We start from the raw sequence: 15,935 nt of genomic DNA on the forward strand, positions 1-15,935 counted from the left end.
GAGAGAGCCCCTGGCACCGTCCGTCCGGACGGTGCCAGGGGCTCTCTCGTGCGCGCCGACGGCCGCGTTCGCCCTCCGTTGTGAAGAAGGGGGCCGCGCCCTACGGAAGCGCCAGCATCCGCTCCAGCGCCAGCTTCGCGAACTTCTCGGTCTCCTCGTCGACCTGGATGCGGTTGACCAGGTTCCCCTCGGCCAGCGACTCCAGGGTCCACACCAGGTGCGGCAGGTCGATCCGGTTCATCGTCGAGCAGAAGCAGACCGTCCTGTCGAGGAAGACGATCTCCTTGTCCTCGGCGGCGAAACGATTCGCCAGCCGCTGCACCAGGTTCAGTTCCGTACCGATGGCCCACTTGGAACCGGCCGGAGCGGCCTCCAGGGCCTTGATGATGTACTCCGTCGAGCCCACGTAGTCCGCGGCCGCCACGACCTCGTGCTTGCACTCCGGGTGCACCAGCACGTTGACGCCCGGGATCCGCTCCCGTACGTCCTCGACGGACTGCACCGAGAAGCGGCCGTGCACCGAGCAGTGCCCGCGCCACAGGATCATCTTCGCGTCGCGCAGCTGCTCGGCGGTCAGTCCGCCGTTCGGCTTGTGCGGGTTGTAGAGGACGCAGTCCTCCAGACTCATCCCCATGTCCCGGACGGCGGTGTTGCGGCCCAGGTGCTGGTCCGGCAGGAAGAGCACCTTGTCACCCTGCTCGAAGGCCCACTCCAGTGCACGCTTCGCGTTCGACGAGGTGCAGATCGTGCCGCCGTGCTTGCCCGTGAAGGCCTTGATGTCGGCGGACGAGTTCATGTACGAGACCGGCACGACCCGGTCGGCGACCCCCGCCTCGGTCAGCACGTCCCAGCACTCGGCGACCTGCTCGGCGGTGGCCATGTCGGCCATGGAGCAGCCCGCCGCCAGGTCGGGCAGGACGACCTTCTGGTCGTCGCCGGTGAGGATGTCCGCGGACTCCGCCATGAAGTGCACGCCGCAGAAGACGATGTACTCCGCGTCGGGCCTGCCGGCGGCGTCGCGGGCGAGTTTGAAGGAGTCGCCGGTGACGTCCGCGAACTGGATGACCTCGTCGCGCTGGTAGTGGTGGCCGAGGATGAACACCTTGTCCCCGAGCTTCTCCTTGGCCGCGCGGGCCCGCTCCACCAGGTCCGGGTCGGACGGTGAGGGCAGGTCGCCGGGGCATTCGACCCCGCGCTCGCTCCGCGGGTCGGCCTCGCGGCCGAGCAGCAGGAGGGCGAGCGGGGTCGGCTGGACATCCAGGGGCTGGGCGGTGGTCACGACACGCACCTTCTCTTTTCTGCGGAGCGCCTTTTCGTCTAATTGACGTTATCTATCATAACCGCTTCGCGTCAGTTTGACGATGCCGATAGCGTCGATGTGACGCATCCGCCCGCCGGTGCGGTGTGCGAGCATGAAGGGAACAGACACGCCCGGCCCGGAATGAATCCGAGGCCCCGATGGTTGGACCGTCGGCAAGCAGTCCGTACAACCCGGGAGAGAAGCAGATGTCCGTATCGGACGAGACCACCACCGTGAGCGACGGCATCCTCCTGTCCGACGCCGCCGCATCCAAGGTCAAGACCCTGCTGGAGCAGGAGGGCCGGGACGACCTGGCGCTGCGCGTCGCCGTCCAGCCCGGCGGCTGCTCGGGCCTGCGGTACCAGCTCTTCTTCGACGAGCGTTCGCTCGACGGCGACGTCGTGAAGGACTTCGGCGGCGTCAAGGTCGTCACCGACCGGATGAGCGCCCCGTACCTGGGCGGCGCGTCCGTCGACTTCGTGGACACCATCGAGAAGCAGGGCTTCACGATCGACAACCCGAACGCTACGGGTTCCTGCGCCTGCGGTGACTCCTTCAGCTAAGCGCGATTCAGCCGCAGCACCATCCGGCTGAAGCCTGAGACGTACGACGGCGGCGCCCCCTGGACCGGGGGGCGCCGCCGTCGTCATGTGCGTGCCCGGTGTCAGGCGCGAGGCACCCTCGCGCCCGATTCCGCGTCGACCACGGTGCGCTCGCCCAGGGGTGTGTCCAGCGTCACCTTCCGGGTCAGCTCCTTGGCGATCATGACGCAGGCCTTCCCCGGCTCCCGCACCGATTCGGTGACCGTGACCCGGACCGCCGAGCCGCTCTCCGTGGCGCGTGCCGCGTAGGTACTGCACACGCCGCCCCAGAAGGTGACCTCCAGCGTCCTGCCGTCCGCGCTGTACGACGTGATCGCCCTGTTCCGTGCTCCGGGGTCCTTCGTCGGCTCCGGGGCGGGCGGGGTGCTCCGCGGGGTCAGGTGGTCCGGGTGGACCGCTACGCGGACGACGGTGTGTGCGGGTCCGCCCCCGTCGGACCGTACGGAGAAGAGCCACGAGGGTACGAGGATCTGCTCCCCGTCCGCGTACTGCGCGGAGAGCCCGAACTCGGCCTCGTCGACCTCCGCCGTGGCGGGCTCCGGGGCGCCCGGCGCACCGCATTCGGCCGTCGGTGTGGAGCCGTCCTCCAGCGGTACCGGGGTCGCGCAGTCGCCCGCGCCGCCCTTCGCCGCCCGACGGCTCTCCGCGTTCATCTGCTCCAGCGCCTCGTCCGCGCCGATCACCGGATAGCTGTCGCTCTTCTCCAGCGCCTTGAGGTGCCCGCTGCCTCCGACGACCTCGCCGCCCGCGCCCACCTGGATCCCGGTCGACCAGCCGTATGTCGGCAGCCCGCCCACCACCGGATCGGCGTTCACGACCCGCACCGATCCCATCAGCTGCCGGGCGTCGAGCGAGGCGTCGTCCTGCCCCACGGCCTTCAGTACGGGGACGGCCGCGGCCCTCGCGGTCTTCTCGTCGACCGGGGAGCCGGACTGCGGCGCGGGATCCTTCTTCGCGCAGGTCCGCGCGGACTCGCAGGCGTCGGGCCCGCCCGGGGCGTAGCGGGCGAAGGTCCAGGTGCCGGGTGCCTGCTTGATGACGCGCAGCACCGGGCCCGACCCGTCGCCGTCGCTGCCCACCTTCCACGCGGCGCCGTCGGGGCGCGGCGCGCCCGGCACCCCGAGGGCCTCGGCCAGCCGTGCCACCTCGGCCGCGGTGACGGTGCCCCCGGCGCGCCGGACGGCCGCCGAGGAGGGGCCCTCGGGCAGTTCGCCCGTGGCGCGGTAGACGACCCCGCCACCGTGCGGGTCCGGCTCACCGGGCGCGATCCCCGGTGGCGGTCCGGTCGGGCCGTCCGCGTGGTCCAGCGCCAGCAGCGGGGGAGTGGCGTCGCCGGCGGCCGCGGGGCCGGCGTCCGCGCCGCCTTCACCCGACGCGTTCGAGGCCCAGTAGGCCGCTCCACCTCCGGTCAGCAGCACAGCCGCCGCCACCGTGGTCACGGCGAGCGGCGAGCGCCGCCGCCGGGTACCGGTCACGTCATTCTCGGGTCGCCCGTTGCTCACCGGATCGCTCCTTCGGCTGCCTGGCCGTCACTGGCACCTCGTACGCCCTCCGGGGCCGGAGGGCACCGATGGGACGGGGCAGGGAAGCGCGCGGTTCCACCGCGTACGCCGTGGAACCGCGCCGAGGGCCGCGCACCGCTGTGCGGAGCAACCGTGCGGGGCCGGGATCAGTCCCCGTAGTCGGACATGCCGTCGATCAGCCGGGCGGAGGACGGCGGCACCGTGACCCCGTGGATGCGGGACGGTTCCACCGGCTGCACGGCGGTCCTCTCCGGCACGACCCAGTGCGGTGCCATACGCGCGCAGTCACCGCGCAGCTCGGCCAGGGTCATCTCGGACTCACGCGAAACGATCGTGTTCGACATAAACGCACCGTACGCAGGGTGGACCCCAGGTAGAAAGACCTACTATCGGGTAGTTTTGCCCTTTCAGGCACCATGGCGTCACCGGGTAGCGTGAACTGTCACGCCGTCCCGGAGGGTGCGCTCACGCGCTCCCCCCGCCTTCCGCAGGAGCAGCCTCCCCGTGCGCATTGCAGTCACAGGCTCCATCGCCACAGACCACCTCATGACCTTCCCCGGCCGATTCGCGGACCAGCTGGTCGCCGATCAGCTGCACACGGTCTCGCTCTCCTTCCTGGTCGACAACCTCGACGTGCGCCGCGGTGGTGTCGGCGCCAACATCGCGTTCGGTATGGGTGTGCTCGGTACACAGCCGATCCTGGTCGGTGCTGCCGGGGCGGACTTCGACGACTACCGGGCATGGCTCGACCGGCACGGCGTCGACACCGAGTCCATCCGGATCTCCGAGGTCCTGCACACGGCGCGCTTCGTCTGCACGACGGACTCCGACCACAACCAGATCGGCTCCTTCTACACGGGCGCGATGAGCGAGGCCCGGCTGATCGAGCTCAAGAGCGTCGCCGACCGCGTGGGCGGCCTCGACCTCGTCTCCATCGGTGCCGACGACCCCGAGGCGATGCTCCGCCACACGGAGGAGTGCCGCTCACGCGCGATCCCGTTCGCCGCCGACTTCTCCCAGCAGATCGCCCGTATGGACGGCGAGGAGATCCGGATCCTCCTCGACGGCGCCACGTACCTCTTCTCCAACGAGTACGAGAAGGGACTCATCGAGTCCAAGACGGGGTGGACCGACGAGGAGATCCTGTCCAGGGTCGGCCACCGCGTCACCACCCTCGGTGCCCGCGGCGTCCGGATCGAGCGGGCCGCCCAGGACCCCATCGAGGTCGGCTGCGCCGAGGAGGAGCGCAAGGCGGACCCGACCGGCGTCGGTGACGCGTTCCGTGCCGGTTTCCTCTCCGGCCTCGCCTGGGGTGTGGGCCTGGAGCGCGCCGCCCAGGTCGGCTGCATGCTCGCGACCCTGGTCATCGAGACGGTCGGCACCCAGGAGTACACCCTGCGCCGCACCCACTTCATGGACCGGTTCACCAAGGCCTACGGCGACGAGGCGGCCTCCGAGGTCCGCAAGCACCTCTCCTGACCCCCGCGCCACCCGGATCAGAGGAGCCGGCGGACCACATAGGCCGAGCCGCGGTCCGCGGGCTCCTCACCCACGTACTCCTGTTCGCGCATCTCGCACCAGGCAGGGATGTCGAGCCGGGCCGCCTCGTCGTCGGCGAGCACCGTCACCGTGCCGCCGACGGGTACCTCTCCGATCACCTTTGCGAGTTCGATGACCGGAATCGGGCAGCGCCGGCCCAGCGCGTCGACCACGAGTGAGTCCCGGGGGGAGGGGGAGGGGGCCGGTGAGGCGGGCGCGCCGAGTTTCGCCCGCACCTCGGCCACCACACCCGGCAGGACGCCGAGGAAGCGTTCGACCTCGTCCCCGGTGGTTCCGGCGGGCAGCGACACGCGCACGTTCCCTTCCGTGAGCACCCCCATCGCCTTGAGGACATGGCTGGGCGTCAGCGTGCTGCTCGTGCAGGACGAACCCGATGAAACGGAGAATCCGGCGCGATCCAGCTCGTGGAGCAGTGTCTCCCCGTCGACATAGAGACAGGAGAAGGTGACCAGGTGCGGCAACCGCCGTTCCGGATCGCCGACCACCTCCACGTCGGGCACCAGGCCGGCCACCGCCGCCCGGACACGGTCCACCAGCGCGCGCAGCCGGACGGACTCGGCCGCGGCCTCCGCACGCACCGCCCGCAGCGAGGCCGCGGCCGCCACGATCGCCGGGATGTTCTCGAAGCCGGCGGCCCGCCCCGACTCCCGCTCGTCGGCCGGGCCTTGAGGTGCGAAGCGGACACCCTTGCGCACGGCGAGCAGTCCGACACCGGCCGGCCCGCCCCACTTGTGGGCGCTCGCGGTCAGCAGCGACCAGCGGCCGGCCACCGGTCCCCAGCCCAGGGACTGGGCGGCGTCCACCAGCAGCGGCACACCGGCCTCGGCACAGATCTCGGCGGTCTCCGCCACCGGCTGCTCGGTCCCCACCTCGTGGTTGGCGGACTGCAGGCAGGCCAGCGCGGTGTCCGCACGAAGCGCCCGGCCGTACGCCGCCGGGTCCACCGCCCCGGTCCGGTCCACCGCCACCTCGGTGAACGAACCGCCGGCCGCCCCCAGCGCCGCCGCCGCGTGCAGCACCGAGGAGTGCTCTACGGCGGACAGGACCATATGGCGGCCGACACGCCGACGGCCGGAAAGTGCTCCGGCCGTCCCCGAGTGCACCGCCCGGGTGCCCGAAGAGGTGAACACCAGCTCGTCAGGCCGGCAGCCGACCGCCTCCGCGGCGGTCTCCCGGGCCGCGTCCAGCAGCAGCGTGGCCCGCCGTCCCTCGCGGTAGAGCCGCGCGGGATCCGCCCAGCCCTCGTCCAGGGAGGCAAGCAGGGCCTGGCGGGCGACGGGATGCAGGGGAGCGGAGGAAGCCGCGTCGAAGTAGGGCACGCCGTCACGCTAGTCCGCGGGAGGGCTTCCCCGGGTGACGGGTGCCCCGTCCGGAGGAAGAGGGGGCGTCAGATGGTGGCCGGACGCGCGGATTCCACCCCTTCGGGGTGTCGGGCGGCGCGTTGGGCACCCTCCCCGCGCGACCCCAAATAGCGTCCAGTAGGGTTTGGTCCGCATAAACATCCAAACCCCTGCCCGCGTCAGGGGCGGCGACCGACCAAGTGAGACGGGCGCGCCGACCGTGCGGGCGAGACTCTCGGGAAGGCGCTACGTGAGTCCCAACGGCTCCGACCGCTCGTCGCGGCGCCCGATGCGGCGGAAGCTGCCGCAGGTGCTGACTGCGGGCCTGGTCCTGGCGACGGCCTCCGGTTGTTCATACAACTGGGAGGATTTCCCCCGCCTCGGTATGCCCACCCCGGTAACGGAAGAGGCCCCACGGATCCTCTCCCTCTGGCAGGGCTCGTGGGCGGCAGCGCTCGCCACGGGTGTCCTCGTCTGGGGGCTGATCCTGTGGAGCGTCATCTTCCACCGGCGTAGCAGGACCAAGGTGGAGGTACCGCACCAGACCAGGTACAACATGCCTATCGAGGCGCTGTACACAGTGGTCCCCCTCATCATCGTCTCGGTGTTCTTCTACTTCACCGCGCGCGATGAATCGAAGCTCCTCGAGCTCAGCCCGAAGACGACCCACACGATCAACGTGGTCGGCTACCAGTGGAGCTGGGGCTTCAACTACATCGAGAAGGTGGAGGGGCAGCCCTCCGCCGGTAACGAGGTCCCGAAGGAACTCGACGCCATCCCCGACAGGTTCCGCGAGGACTTCCCGAAGGGCGCCGGTGGCGTCTACGACGTGGGCGTCCCCGGCACGAGGAACCCGCAGAACGGCAACCCGGGTCCGACCCTGTGGCTGCCGAAGGGCGAGAAGGTCCGCTTCGTTCTGACTTCGCGGGACGTCATCCACTCCTTCTGGGTGGTGCCGTTCCTCATGAAGCAGGACGTCATTCCGGGCCACACCAACTCCTTCGAGGTCACGCCGAGCAGGGAGGGCACCTACATGGGTAAGTGCGCCGAGCTCTGCGGCGTCGACCACTCCCGGATGCTCTTCAACGTCAAGATCGTCTCTCCCGAGCGTTACCAGCAGCACCTCAAGGAGCTGGCGGAGAAGGGTCAGACGGGCTACGTGCCGGCAGGCATCGAGCAGACGGACCCGGCCAGGAATGCGGAGACGAACAAACTGTGAGCATCCTCAACGAATCCCAGGGTGCCGCGGCGGCAGACGCCTCGTTCGAGGACGAGCTGCCGGTACGGCGCAAGCAGCCGGGAAGTGTCGTCGTCAAGTGGCTGACCACCACTGACCACAAGACGATCGGCACGATGTACCTGGTCACATCGTTCGCGTTCTTCGTCATCGGTGGCCTTCTGGCGCTCTTCATGCGCGCCGAGCTGGCCCGCCCCGGTACGCAGATCATGTCGAACGAGCAGTTCAACCAGGCGTTCACGATGCACGGCACGATCATGCTGCTGATGTTCGCGACGCCGCTGTTCGCCGGATTCGCGAACTGGATCATGCCGCTGCAGATCGGCGCGCCCGACGTGGCGTTCCCGCGGCTGAACATGTTCGCGTACTGGCTGTACCTCTTCGGCTCGCTCATCGCGGTGGCCGGCTTCCTCACCCCGCAGGGTGCGGCGGACTTCGGCTGGTTCGCCTACTCCCCGCTGTCGGACGCGGTCCGCTCGCCGGGCGTCGGCGCCGACATGTGGATCATGGGTCTGGCCTTCTCCGGGTTCGGCACGATCCTCGGCTCGGTCAACTTCATCACCACGATCATCTGCATGCGCGCCCCCGGCATGACGATGTTCCGTATGCCGATCTTCGTGTGGAACGTCCTGCTGACCGGTGTTCTGGTCCTGCTGGCCTTCCCGGTCCTGGCCGCCGCGCTCTTCGCGCTGGAGGTGGACCGTAAATTCGGCGCACATATCTTCGATGCGTCGAACGGTGGCGCATTGCTCTGGCAACACCTCTTCTGGTTCTTCGGCCATCCAGAGGTGTACATCATCGCGCTGCCGTTCTTCGGAATCATTTCGGAGATCATTCCGGTATTCAGCCGCAAACCGATGTTCGGTTATGTCGGCCTGATCAGCGCGACGATCGCCATTGCCGGCCTTTCCGTGACGGTGTGGGCCCACCACATGTACGTCACGGGCGGTGTGCTGTTGCCGTTCTTCTCCTTCATGACCTTCCTCATCGCGGTGCCGACCGGTGTGAAGTTCTTCAACTGGATCGGCACGATGTGGAAGGGGTCGTTGTCCTTCGAGACACCGATGCTCTGGTCCGTCGGCTTCCTGATCACCTTCGCCTTCGGTGGTCTGACGGGTGTCATCCTGGCCTCGCCGCCGCTGGACTTCCACATCTCCGACTCGTACTTCGTCGTCGCGCACTTCCACTACGTCGTCTTCGGCACCGTGGTCTTCGCGATGTTCGCCGGCTTCCACTTCTGGTGGCCGAAGTTCACCGGCAAGATGCTGGACGAGCGGCTCGGCAAGATGACCTTCTGGACGCTGTTCATCGGCTTCCACGGCACCTTCCTGGTGCAGCACTGGCTCGGCGCGGAGGGTATGGCGCGTCGTTACGCGGACTACCTCGACGTCGAAGGCTTCACCGCCCTGAACACGATCTCGACGATCTCCTCGTTCGTCCTCGGCCTGTCGCTCCTTCCGTTCTTCTACAACGTCTGGAAGACCGCCAAGTACGGCAAGAAGGTCGAGGTCGACGACCCCTGGGGCTACGGCCGTTCGCTCGAATGGGCTACGTCCAGCCCGCCCCCGCGGCACAACTTCATCAGCCTGCCGCGGATCCGGTCCGAATCCCCGGCGTTCGACCTGCACCACCCGGAGATCGCGGCGCTCGAGCACCTGGATCACCTGTCCGAGGGTGACAAGGTCCTCGCCGGCGGCAAGGAGGACGGCAAGTGAAGATCCAGGGCAAGCTCTTCCTCTGGCTGAGCCTCTTCATGCTGGCCATCGCCATCACGTACGGCGTGTGGTCCAAGGAGCCGGTCGGTACCACCGCGCTGTTCCTGGCCTTCGGGCTCACCCTGATGATCGGCTTCTACCTGGCCTTCACGGCCAACCGGGTAGACGCGATGGCCCAGGACAACAAGGAGGCCGATGTCGCGGACGAGGCGGGTGAGGTGGGCTTCTTCTCGCCGCACAGCTGGCAGCCGCTCTCGCTGGCCATCGGAGGCGCCTTCCTCTTCATGGGAGTCGTCTTCGGCTGGTGGCTCGCCTACTTCGCGGCTCCGCTGCTCCTGATCGGCCTGTTCGGCTGGGTGTTCGAGTACTACCGGGGCGAGAACCGCACCCAGTAGGACACGCCGCCCAGGAACACGCAGCACCCGTACGGGGGCCCGGTCCGCTCAGCAATGAGCGGGCCGGGCCCCCGTTTGCAGTCACTGAACGCGCTGGATCGGATGAATCTTCTTAGCGTGGGTTCATGAACCACACGCCGCGCATCCGCCCCGTAGTGAGCTGCTCCCTGCTGGTCGTCACCCTGGTAGCGGGTGCGACCGCCTGTGGAGAGCCCGACGGTCATCCGCTCTCGCTGAAGCCCTACGACGCAGCCGATCTCGTCTCCTTCAACGGCCCATCCGGCAGCAAGAAGGCCGACCCCGACAAGCCCCTCGAGTTCACCGTCAAGGACGACGACGTGACCATCACGGACGTGACGGCCGTCGACACCGAGGGCCGCCATCTGGCGGGAGAGCTCGACGCCGACGGCAAGCGGTGGCACTCCACCACCTCGCTGGCCGCCGGGACCCGATACACCGTCAAGGTCTCGACCGAGAACGAGGACGGCGCCCCCGGCAGCCGTACGTACACGTTCGGCACGACCTCGGCCAAGAAGTTCCTGAAGGTCACGTTCGGCCCGCAGGCGGGCACCTACGGGGTCGGACAGCCCCTCACGGCGGAACTCAGCGCTCCGGTCGCCGACCGGGCGGGCCGGGCCACCGTCGAGCGAGGGCTGCAGGTCCGGTCCTCACCCGCCGTCACCGGCTCCTGGTACTGGGTCGACGACAAGACCCTGCACTACCGCCCCCAGGAGTACTGGCCCGCCGGCGCCACCATCGACCTGCGCAGCAACCTCAAGGGCATAAAAGTGGGCAACGCCCTGTACGGGGGTGACGCCAAGGCCCTGAAACTCAAGACCGGCGACCGGATAGAAGCCATCACCGACGCGTCGGACCACTCGATGACGGTCCTGCGCAACGGTGAAGTGATCAACACCATCCCGGTCACCACGGGCAAGCCCGGCTTCGACACGCGCAACGGCGTCAAGGTCGTGCTGGCCAAGGAGCAGTTCGTACGCATGCGCGGTGAGAGCATCGGCATCGCCGCCGGCTCCTCGGAGTCCTACGACCTGCCGGTCTACTGGGCGACACGGGTCACCTGGAGCGGTGAGTACGTCCACGCCGCGCCTTGGTCGACGGGTTCGCAGGGCAGCGCCAACGTCAGCCACGGCTGCACCGGAATGAGCACGGCCAACGCCGAATGGTTCTTCGAGACCGTGCGTGAGGGTGACGTGGTCAAGGTCGTCGGCAGCGACGGCGAGACCATGACGCCGTTCGACAACGGCTTCGGCGACTGGAACCTGGACTGGGACGCCTGGCAGAAGGGCAGCGCCCTGCGCAGCGGCTCGCCGGACGCCGGTACCGATGTCCGGACGGCGCGCCTGCGCCCCCAGGTCTGACCGGGCCCGGAGTGCGCCTTCGCGCCCCGGGAGACCACCGCGGAGGGGATCGGGGCCCCTCCGCCGCGCCGCGCCCCTCAGGCCCCCACGGACAGCCGTTGCCGCAGGACGGACGCGAGGGCGTCCGCGAAGCCGACCGGGTCCACCGGAAGCGTCACAGCGGCGTCGGCACGGCTCCAGGTGGCCAGCCAGGCGTCCTGCGGGCGCCCGATCAGCAGCAGCACCGGCGGGCAGTCGAAGATCTCGTCCTTGATCTGCCTGCAGACACCCATGCCGCCCGCGGGCGCGGTCTCGCCGTCCAGTACGCAGACGTCGATCCCGCCCTTGTCGAGCGCGCTCAGCACGGCGGGGAGGGTGGCGCACTCCAGGAACTCCACCGGCGGCACGTCCGCCGCGGGCCTGCGCCCGGCTGCCAGCCTCACCTGCTCGCGCGTGTTGGCGTCGTCGCTGTAGACCAGGACCGTGGCGGTCGGCTGCATTGTTCCTCCGTGACGTCTGTGTCTTCGGGGCTCTCGGGGCATGAACCGATGGGCGGATCGTACTCCGGCCGACAGCCTGTCAGCACCGGTAAAGACAGCGATTCGATGGGCCGTTCGGTGAGGACACACGCCACTGACACACCGAACGGCACCCCCGGGAGTGAGGGCGGGATAAGCGACCGACATAATGTCGGTCGTGGCGACAGCAACGACAGTAGAAACCGGGCACGCGCACCCGTCGGTCAATCGACCGAACCTCACCAGCGTCGGAACCATCATCTGGTTGAGTTCCGAGCTGATGTTCTTCGCGGCCCTCTTCGCGATGTACTTCACCCTGCGATCGGTGCTGGGACCCGATCACTGGAAGGAGATGGCCGACCATCTGAACTTCCCGTTCTCGGCGACGAACACCACGATCCTGGTGCTTTCCTCTCTCACCTGCCAGCTCGGCGTCTTCGCCGCGGAGCGGGGCGATGTGAAGAAGCTCCGCACCTGGTTCATGATCACGTTCGTGATGGGTGCGATCTTCATCGGAGGCCAGGTCTTCGAGTACACCGAGCTGGTCAAGAAGGACGGGCTCTCCCTGTCCTCCGACCCGTACGGTTCGGTGTTCTACCTGACGACCGGCTTCCACGGTCTGCATGTGACAGGCGGCCTCATCGCCTTCCTGCTCGTCCTGGGCAGGACGTACGCGGCCTCGAGATTCACCCACGAACAGGCCACAGCCGCCATCGTCGTGTCCTACTACTGGCACTTCGTCGATGTCGTCTGGATCGGCCTGTTCGCCACGATCTACATGATCAAGTAACCGGGCTCGCGCCCACCCACCATCGACGCAGAAGATCCTGACACCGGGGTAATCCGTGAAAAAGCTCTCCGCACGACGACGCCATCCGCTGGCGGCGGTCGTCGTACTACTCCTCGCGCTGGCGGCTACCGGGGGGCTGTACGCCGCGTTCGCGCCTGCGGGTAAGGCGCAGGCCGACGAAACCGCCCAGTCCCTCGCCATCGACGAGGGCAAGAAGCTCTACTCCGTGGGCTGTGCCAGCTGCCACGGGACCGGCGGTCAGGGCACCACCGACGGACCGTCCCTCGTGGGCGTGGGCTCCGCCGCCGTCGACTTCCAAGTCGCCACCGGACGCATGCCGGCCCAGCAGCCGGGCGCCCAGGTGCCGAAGAAGCCGGTCATCTACAACCAGGCCGAGATCGACCAGCTCGCGGCGTACATCTCGTCGCTGGGCGCCGGTCCGATCACGCCCACCAAGAGCCAGGTCGACCCCTCGGGCGCCGACGTGGCCAAGGGCGGGGACCTGTTCCGCACGAACTGCGCGCAGTGTCACAACTTCACCGGTGAGGGCGGCGCGCTGACACACGGCAAGTACGCCCCCAGCCTGGAAGGCGTGAGCCCGAAGCACATCTACGAGGCCATGCAGACCGGCCCGCAGAGCATGCCCTCCTTCCCGGACAGCACCATGCCGGAGCAGGAGAAGAAAGACATCATCGCGTACATCAAGACCGTGAACGGTGGCGACTCCGCGAGCCCCGGTGGACTCTCGCTCGGTGGCCTCGGTCCCGTGAGTGAGGGTCTCTTCGGCTGGATCTTCGGACTGGGCGGTTTGGTCGCCATCGCCGTCTGGGTCGCGGCCCACACCGCTAAGGCCAAGAAGTCATGAGTAGCCAAGAGATTTCAGAAGAGGGCCTGCCCGCAGGGCAGGACACCGCGCACGGCGCGGTCGCGGTCGCGGACGACCCGTTCGCCGACCCCGGGCTGCCGGCACACCGGCCGCGCATCCAGGACCTCGACGAACGTGCCGCGAAGCGCTCCGAGCGAGCCGTCGCGTTCATGTTCACGCTGTCGATGCTGGCGACGGTCGGCTTCATCGCCAGCTACGTCATCTTCCCGGTCGACAAGATCGTGTTCATCTGGCCCTTCGGCCACGTGAGCGTGCTCAACTTCTCGCTGGGGCTGACGCTCGGCCTGGCGCTGTTCCTCATCGGCGCGGGCGCCGTCCACTGGGCGCGCACCCTGATGTCCGATGTCGAGGTCGCCGACGACCGGCACGCCATCGAGGCCACGCCCGAGGTCAAGGCCAAGGTCATGGCCGACTTCGCGGCCGGTGCCGAGGAGTCGGCGCTCGGACGGCGCAAGCTGATCCGCAACACCATGTTCGGCGCGCTGGCCCTGGTGCCGCTCTCCGGTGTGGTGCTGCTGCGCGACCTCGGTCCGCTGCCGGAGAAGAAGCTCCGCAACACCCTGTGGGCCAAGGGCAAGCTGCTCGTGAACATGAACACGATGGAGCCGCTGCGCCCCGAGGACGTCGTCGTCGGTTCGCTCACCTTCGCCATGCCCGAGGGCCTGGAGGAGGACGCGCACGACTTCCAGACACAGATCGCCAAGTCCGCCCTGATGATCATCCGCATCGAGCCGGACAACATCAAGGACAAGCGCGAGCGCGAGTGGGCCCACGAGGGAATCGTGGCCTTCTCCAAGATCTGCACCCACGTCGGTTGCCCGATCAGCCTGTACGAGCAGCAGACGCATCACGTGCTCTGCCCGTGCCACCAGTCCACCTTCGACCTCTCCGACGGCGCCCGCGTCATCTTCGGTCCGGCCGGTCACGCCCTTCCGCAGCTGCGGATCGGTGTGAACAGCGAGGGCAACCTCGAAGCCCTCGGTGACTTCGAAGAGCCCGTCGGTCCTGCCTTCTGGGAGCGCGGATGAGTACTGCGACGGAAACACAGCGCAAGGCGCCCGCCGGTGAGCGGGTCGCCGACTGGGCGGACGGCCGGCTCGGGATCTACGGCCTGGCCAAGGCCAACATGCGCAAGATCTTCCCGGACCACTGGTCCTTCATGCTCGGTGAGATCTGCCTCTACAGCTTCCTCATCATCATCCTCACGGGTGTGTACCTGACGCTGTTCTTCCACCCGAGCATGAACGAGGTCGTGTACCACGGCTCGTACGAGCCGATGCAGGGCATCCGGATGTCCGAGGCCTACGCCTCGACGCTGGACATCAGCTTCGACGTCCGCGGCGGCCTGCTGGTCCGGCAGATCCACCACTGGGCAGCGGTGATCTTCCTCGCCGGCATGTTCGTGCACATGTTCCGGGTGTTCTTCACCGGCGCGTACCGCAAGCCGCGCGAGATCAACTGGCTGTTCGGCTTCCTGCTGTTCGTCCTCGGCATGTTCACCGGGTTCACCGGTTACTCGCTCCCGGACGACCTGCTCTCCGGTACGGGTGTGCGCTTCACGCAGGGCGCGATCCTGTCGATGCCGATCGTCGGTACGTACATCTCGATGTTCCTGTTCGGCGGGGAGTTCCCCGGTACCGACATCATCGCGAGGTTCTACTCGATCCACATCCTGCTGCTGCCCGGCATCATGCTCGGGCTCGTGGTCGGCCACCTCATCCTGGTGTTCTTCCACAAGCACACCCAGTTCGCCGGCCCCGGCCGGACGAACAAGAACGTCGTCGGCATGCCCCTGCTGCCGGTGTACATGGCCAAGGCCGGAGGCTTCTTCTTCCTGGTCTTCGGTTTCATCGCGATCCTCTCGGCCATCGCCTCGATCAACCCGATCTGGGCACTCGGCCCTTACCGTCCCGACCAGGTGTCCACGGGCGCCCAGCCGGACTGGTACATGGGATTCGCCGAAGGCTTCGTCCGTGTGATGCCCGGCTGGGAGATCAACCTCTGGGGCCACACCCTGGTCCTGGGCGTGCTCATCCCGCTGGTCCTCTTCGGTCTGGTCCTCGGGGCGCTGGCGCTCTACCCGTTCATCGAGTCGTGGATCACCGGGGACAAGCGCGAGCACCACATCCTGGACAAGCCGCGCAACACCCCGGTCCGCACCGGTCTCGGTGTCGCCTGGGTGACGATCTACTTCGTCATGCTGATCGGCGGCGGCAACGACATCTGGGCGACGCACTTCCACCTGTCGCTCAACGCGATCAGCTGGTTCGTCCGGATCGCGTTCTTCGTCGGCCCGGTCGTGGCGTTCGTCGTCACGAAGCGGATCTGCCTCGGTCTCCAGCGACGCGACAAGGAGAAGGTGCTGCACGGGCGCGAGTCCGGCACCATCAAGCGCCTGCCGCACGGTGAGTTCGTCGAGATCCACGAGCCGCTCAGTCCCGCGCAGCTGCACACGCTCACCGCGCACGAGCAGTACAAGCCGGTCGAGATCGGCCCGACGGTCGACGAGAACGGTGTCGAGCGCAAGCCCTCCGTGCTGCAGAGGATGCGGGCGAACCTCAGCAAGAGCTACTTCGGCGAGGACAGCCAGATCGCCAAGCCCACTGCCGAGGAGTACAAGGAGATCACGAGCGGCCACGGCCACCACTGATCACCTCAGCTGAACGCCACAGCGAGAGCCCCGTCCATCCGATGGACGGGGCTCTTCGCTG

15 protein-coding genes are annotated in these 15,935 nt (G+C 68.1%); 10 read left to right on the top strand and 5 right to left on the bottom strand.

The window, feature by feature from the left end; translation table 11 throughout:
* Positions 1 to 100: 100 nt before the first annotated feature.
* Positions 101 to 1,288 (bottom strand): quinolinate synthase NadA, encoded by a 1,188-nt coding sequence (gene nadA, locus OG206_RS23765; protein ID WP_327119339.1) that lies wholly within the window; start codon positions 1,286 to 1,288, stop codon positions 101 to 103.
* Between the two features lie 218 nt (positions 1,289 to 1,506).
* On the opposite strand from nadA, the gene OG206_RS23770 reads away from it, so the two are divergent.
* Complete coding sequence (locus tag OG206_RS23770; RefSeq protein ID WP_327119342.1) at positions 1,507 to 1,863, top strand: HesB/IscA family protein; 357 nt, start codon at positions 1,507 to 1,509, stop codon at positions 1,861 to 1,863.
* Positions 1,864 to 1,964: 101 nt separating this feature from the next.
* Here OG206_RS23770 and OG206_RS23775 read toward each other — a convergent pair whose 3' ends face one another.
* Together OG206_RS23775 and OG206_RS23780 are read right to left on the bottom strand one after the other, a co-directional pair.
* On the bottom strand, positions 1,965 to 3,404 hold the full coding sequence (locus OG206_RS23775; RefSeq protein ID WP_327119345.1) for a hypothetical protein: 1,440 nt from the start codon (positions 3,402 to 3,404) through the stop codon (positions 1,965 to 1,967).
* Positions 3,405 to 3,571: 167 nt separating this feature from the next.
* The gene (locus OG206_RS23780; RefSeq protein ID WP_327119347.1) at positions 3,572 to 3,769 is read right to left on the bottom strand and encodes a hypothetical protein; all 198 of its coding nucleotides are present in this window, start codon (positions 3,767 to 3,769) and stop codon (positions 3,572 to 3,574) included.
* Positions 3,770 to 3,929: 160 nt separating this feature from the next.
* Here OG206_RS23780 and OG206_RS23785 point away from each other — a divergent pair, with 160 nt between their 5' ends.
* Positions 3,930 to 4,904: a carbohydrate kinase family protein gene (locus tag OG206_RS23785; protein ID WP_327119349.1), complete on the top strand. Its 975-nt coding sequence runs from the start codon at positions 3,930 to 3,932 to the stop codon at positions 4,902 to 4,904.
* Between the two features lie 17 nt (positions 4,905 to 4,921).
* Here OG206_RS23785 and OG206_RS23790 read toward each other — a convergent pair whose 3' ends face one another.
* Positions 4,922 to 6,304 carry a cysteine desulfurase/sulfurtransferase TusA family protein gene (locus tag OG206_RS23790; protein ID WP_327119351.1) on the bottom strand — a complete coding sequence of 461 codons (1,383 nt, stop codon included), beginning with the start codon at positions 6,302 to 6,304 and terminating at the stop codon, positions 4,922 to 4,924.
* A gap of 271 nt (positions 6,305 to 6,575) precedes the next feature.
* Between OG206_RS23790 and ctaC the strand changes: the two genes are divergently transcribed.
* The 4 genes from ctaC to OG206_RS23810 all read left to right on the top strand — a co-directional run bounded on the left by ctaC (position 6,576) and on the right by OG206_RS23810 (position 11,051).
* Entirely contained in the window at positions 6,576 to 7,544 is a 969-nt protein-coding gene (ctaC, locus tag OG206_RS23795) for an aa3-type cytochrome oxidase subunit II (RefSeq protein WP_327119352.1), read from the top strand.
* A complete protein-coding gene (ctaD, locus tag OG206_RS23800) occupies positions 7,541 to 9,277 on the top strand; it encodes an aa3-type cytochrome oxidase subunit I (protein ID WP_327119353.1) in 1,737 nt (578 codons plus the stop codon). Before ctaC ends, ctaD begins: the two co-directional genes overlap by 4 nt.
* Entirely contained in the window at positions 9,274 to 9,672 is a 399-nt protein-coding gene (locus OG206_RS23805) for a cytochrome c oxidase subunit 4 (RefSeq protein ID WP_327119354.1), read from the top strand. Before ctaD ends, OG206_RS23805 begins: the two co-directional genes overlap by 4 nt.
* Positions 9,673 to 9,797: 125 nt before the next feature.
* Positions 9,798 to 11,051, top strand: coding sequence for a L,D-transpeptidase (locus tag OG206_RS23810; protein WP_327119356.1), 1,254 nt, complete (start codon positions 9,798 to 9,800; stop codon positions 11,049 to 11,051).
* Between the two features lie 77 nt (positions 11,052 to 11,128).
* Here the strand turns inward: OG206_RS23810 and OG206_RS23815 are convergent, their stop codons facing one another.
* Positions 11,129 to 11,530, bottom strand: a complete 402-nt coding sequence (locus OG206_RS23815) for a hypothetical protein (protein WP_327119358.1) — start codon at positions 11,528 to 11,530, stop codon at positions 11,129 to 11,131.
* Between the two features lie 187 nt (positions 11,531 to 11,717).
* Here OG206_RS23815 and ctaE point away from each other — a divergent pair, with 187 nt between their 5' ends.
* Genes ctaE through qcrB form a run of 4 tightly spaced genes read left to right on the top strand, consistent with a single transcriptional unit; the run spans position 11,718 to position 15,874 of the window.
* On the top strand, positions 11,718 to 12,338 hold the full coding sequence (ctaE, locus tag OG206_RS23820; RefSeq protein ID WP_327119360.1) for an aa3-type cytochrome oxidase subunit III: 621 nt from the start codon (positions 11,718 to 11,720) through the stop codon (positions 12,336 to 12,338).
* A 55-nt stretch (positions 12,339 to 12,393) separates the two neighbouring features.
* Positions 12,394 to 13,203: a cytochrome bc1 complex diheme cytochrome c subunit gene (gene qcrC / locus OG206_RS23825; protein WP_327119362.1), complete on the top strand. Its 810-nt coding sequence runs from the start codon at positions 12,394 to 12,396 to the stop codon at positions 13,201 to 13,203.
* Positions 13,200 to 14,252 (top strand): cytochrome bc1 complex Rieske iron-sulfur subunit, encoded by a 1,053-nt coding sequence (gene qcrA, locus OG206_RS23830; protein WP_327119364.1) that lies wholly within the window; start codon positions 13,200 to 13,202, stop codon positions 14,250 to 14,252. The genes qcrC and qcrA overlap by 4 nt, the downstream gene beginning before the upstream one ends.
* Positions 14,249 to 15,874, top strand: coding sequence for a cytochrome bc1 complex cytochrome b subunit (qcrB, locus tag OG206_RS23835; RefSeq protein WP_327119366.1), 1,626 nt, complete (start codon positions 14,249 to 14,251; stop codon positions 15,872 to 15,874). Before qcrA ends, qcrB begins: the two co-directional genes overlap by 4 nt.
* The last annotated feature ends 61 nt before the right edge of the window (positions 15,875 to 15,935 follow it).

The sequence above is a fragment of the Streptomyces sp. NBC_01341 genome (assembly GCF_035946055.1).
In the GTDB taxonomy this organism is placed as follows: Bacteria; Actinomycetota; Actinomycetes; order Streptomycetales; family Streptomycetaceae; genus Streptomyces.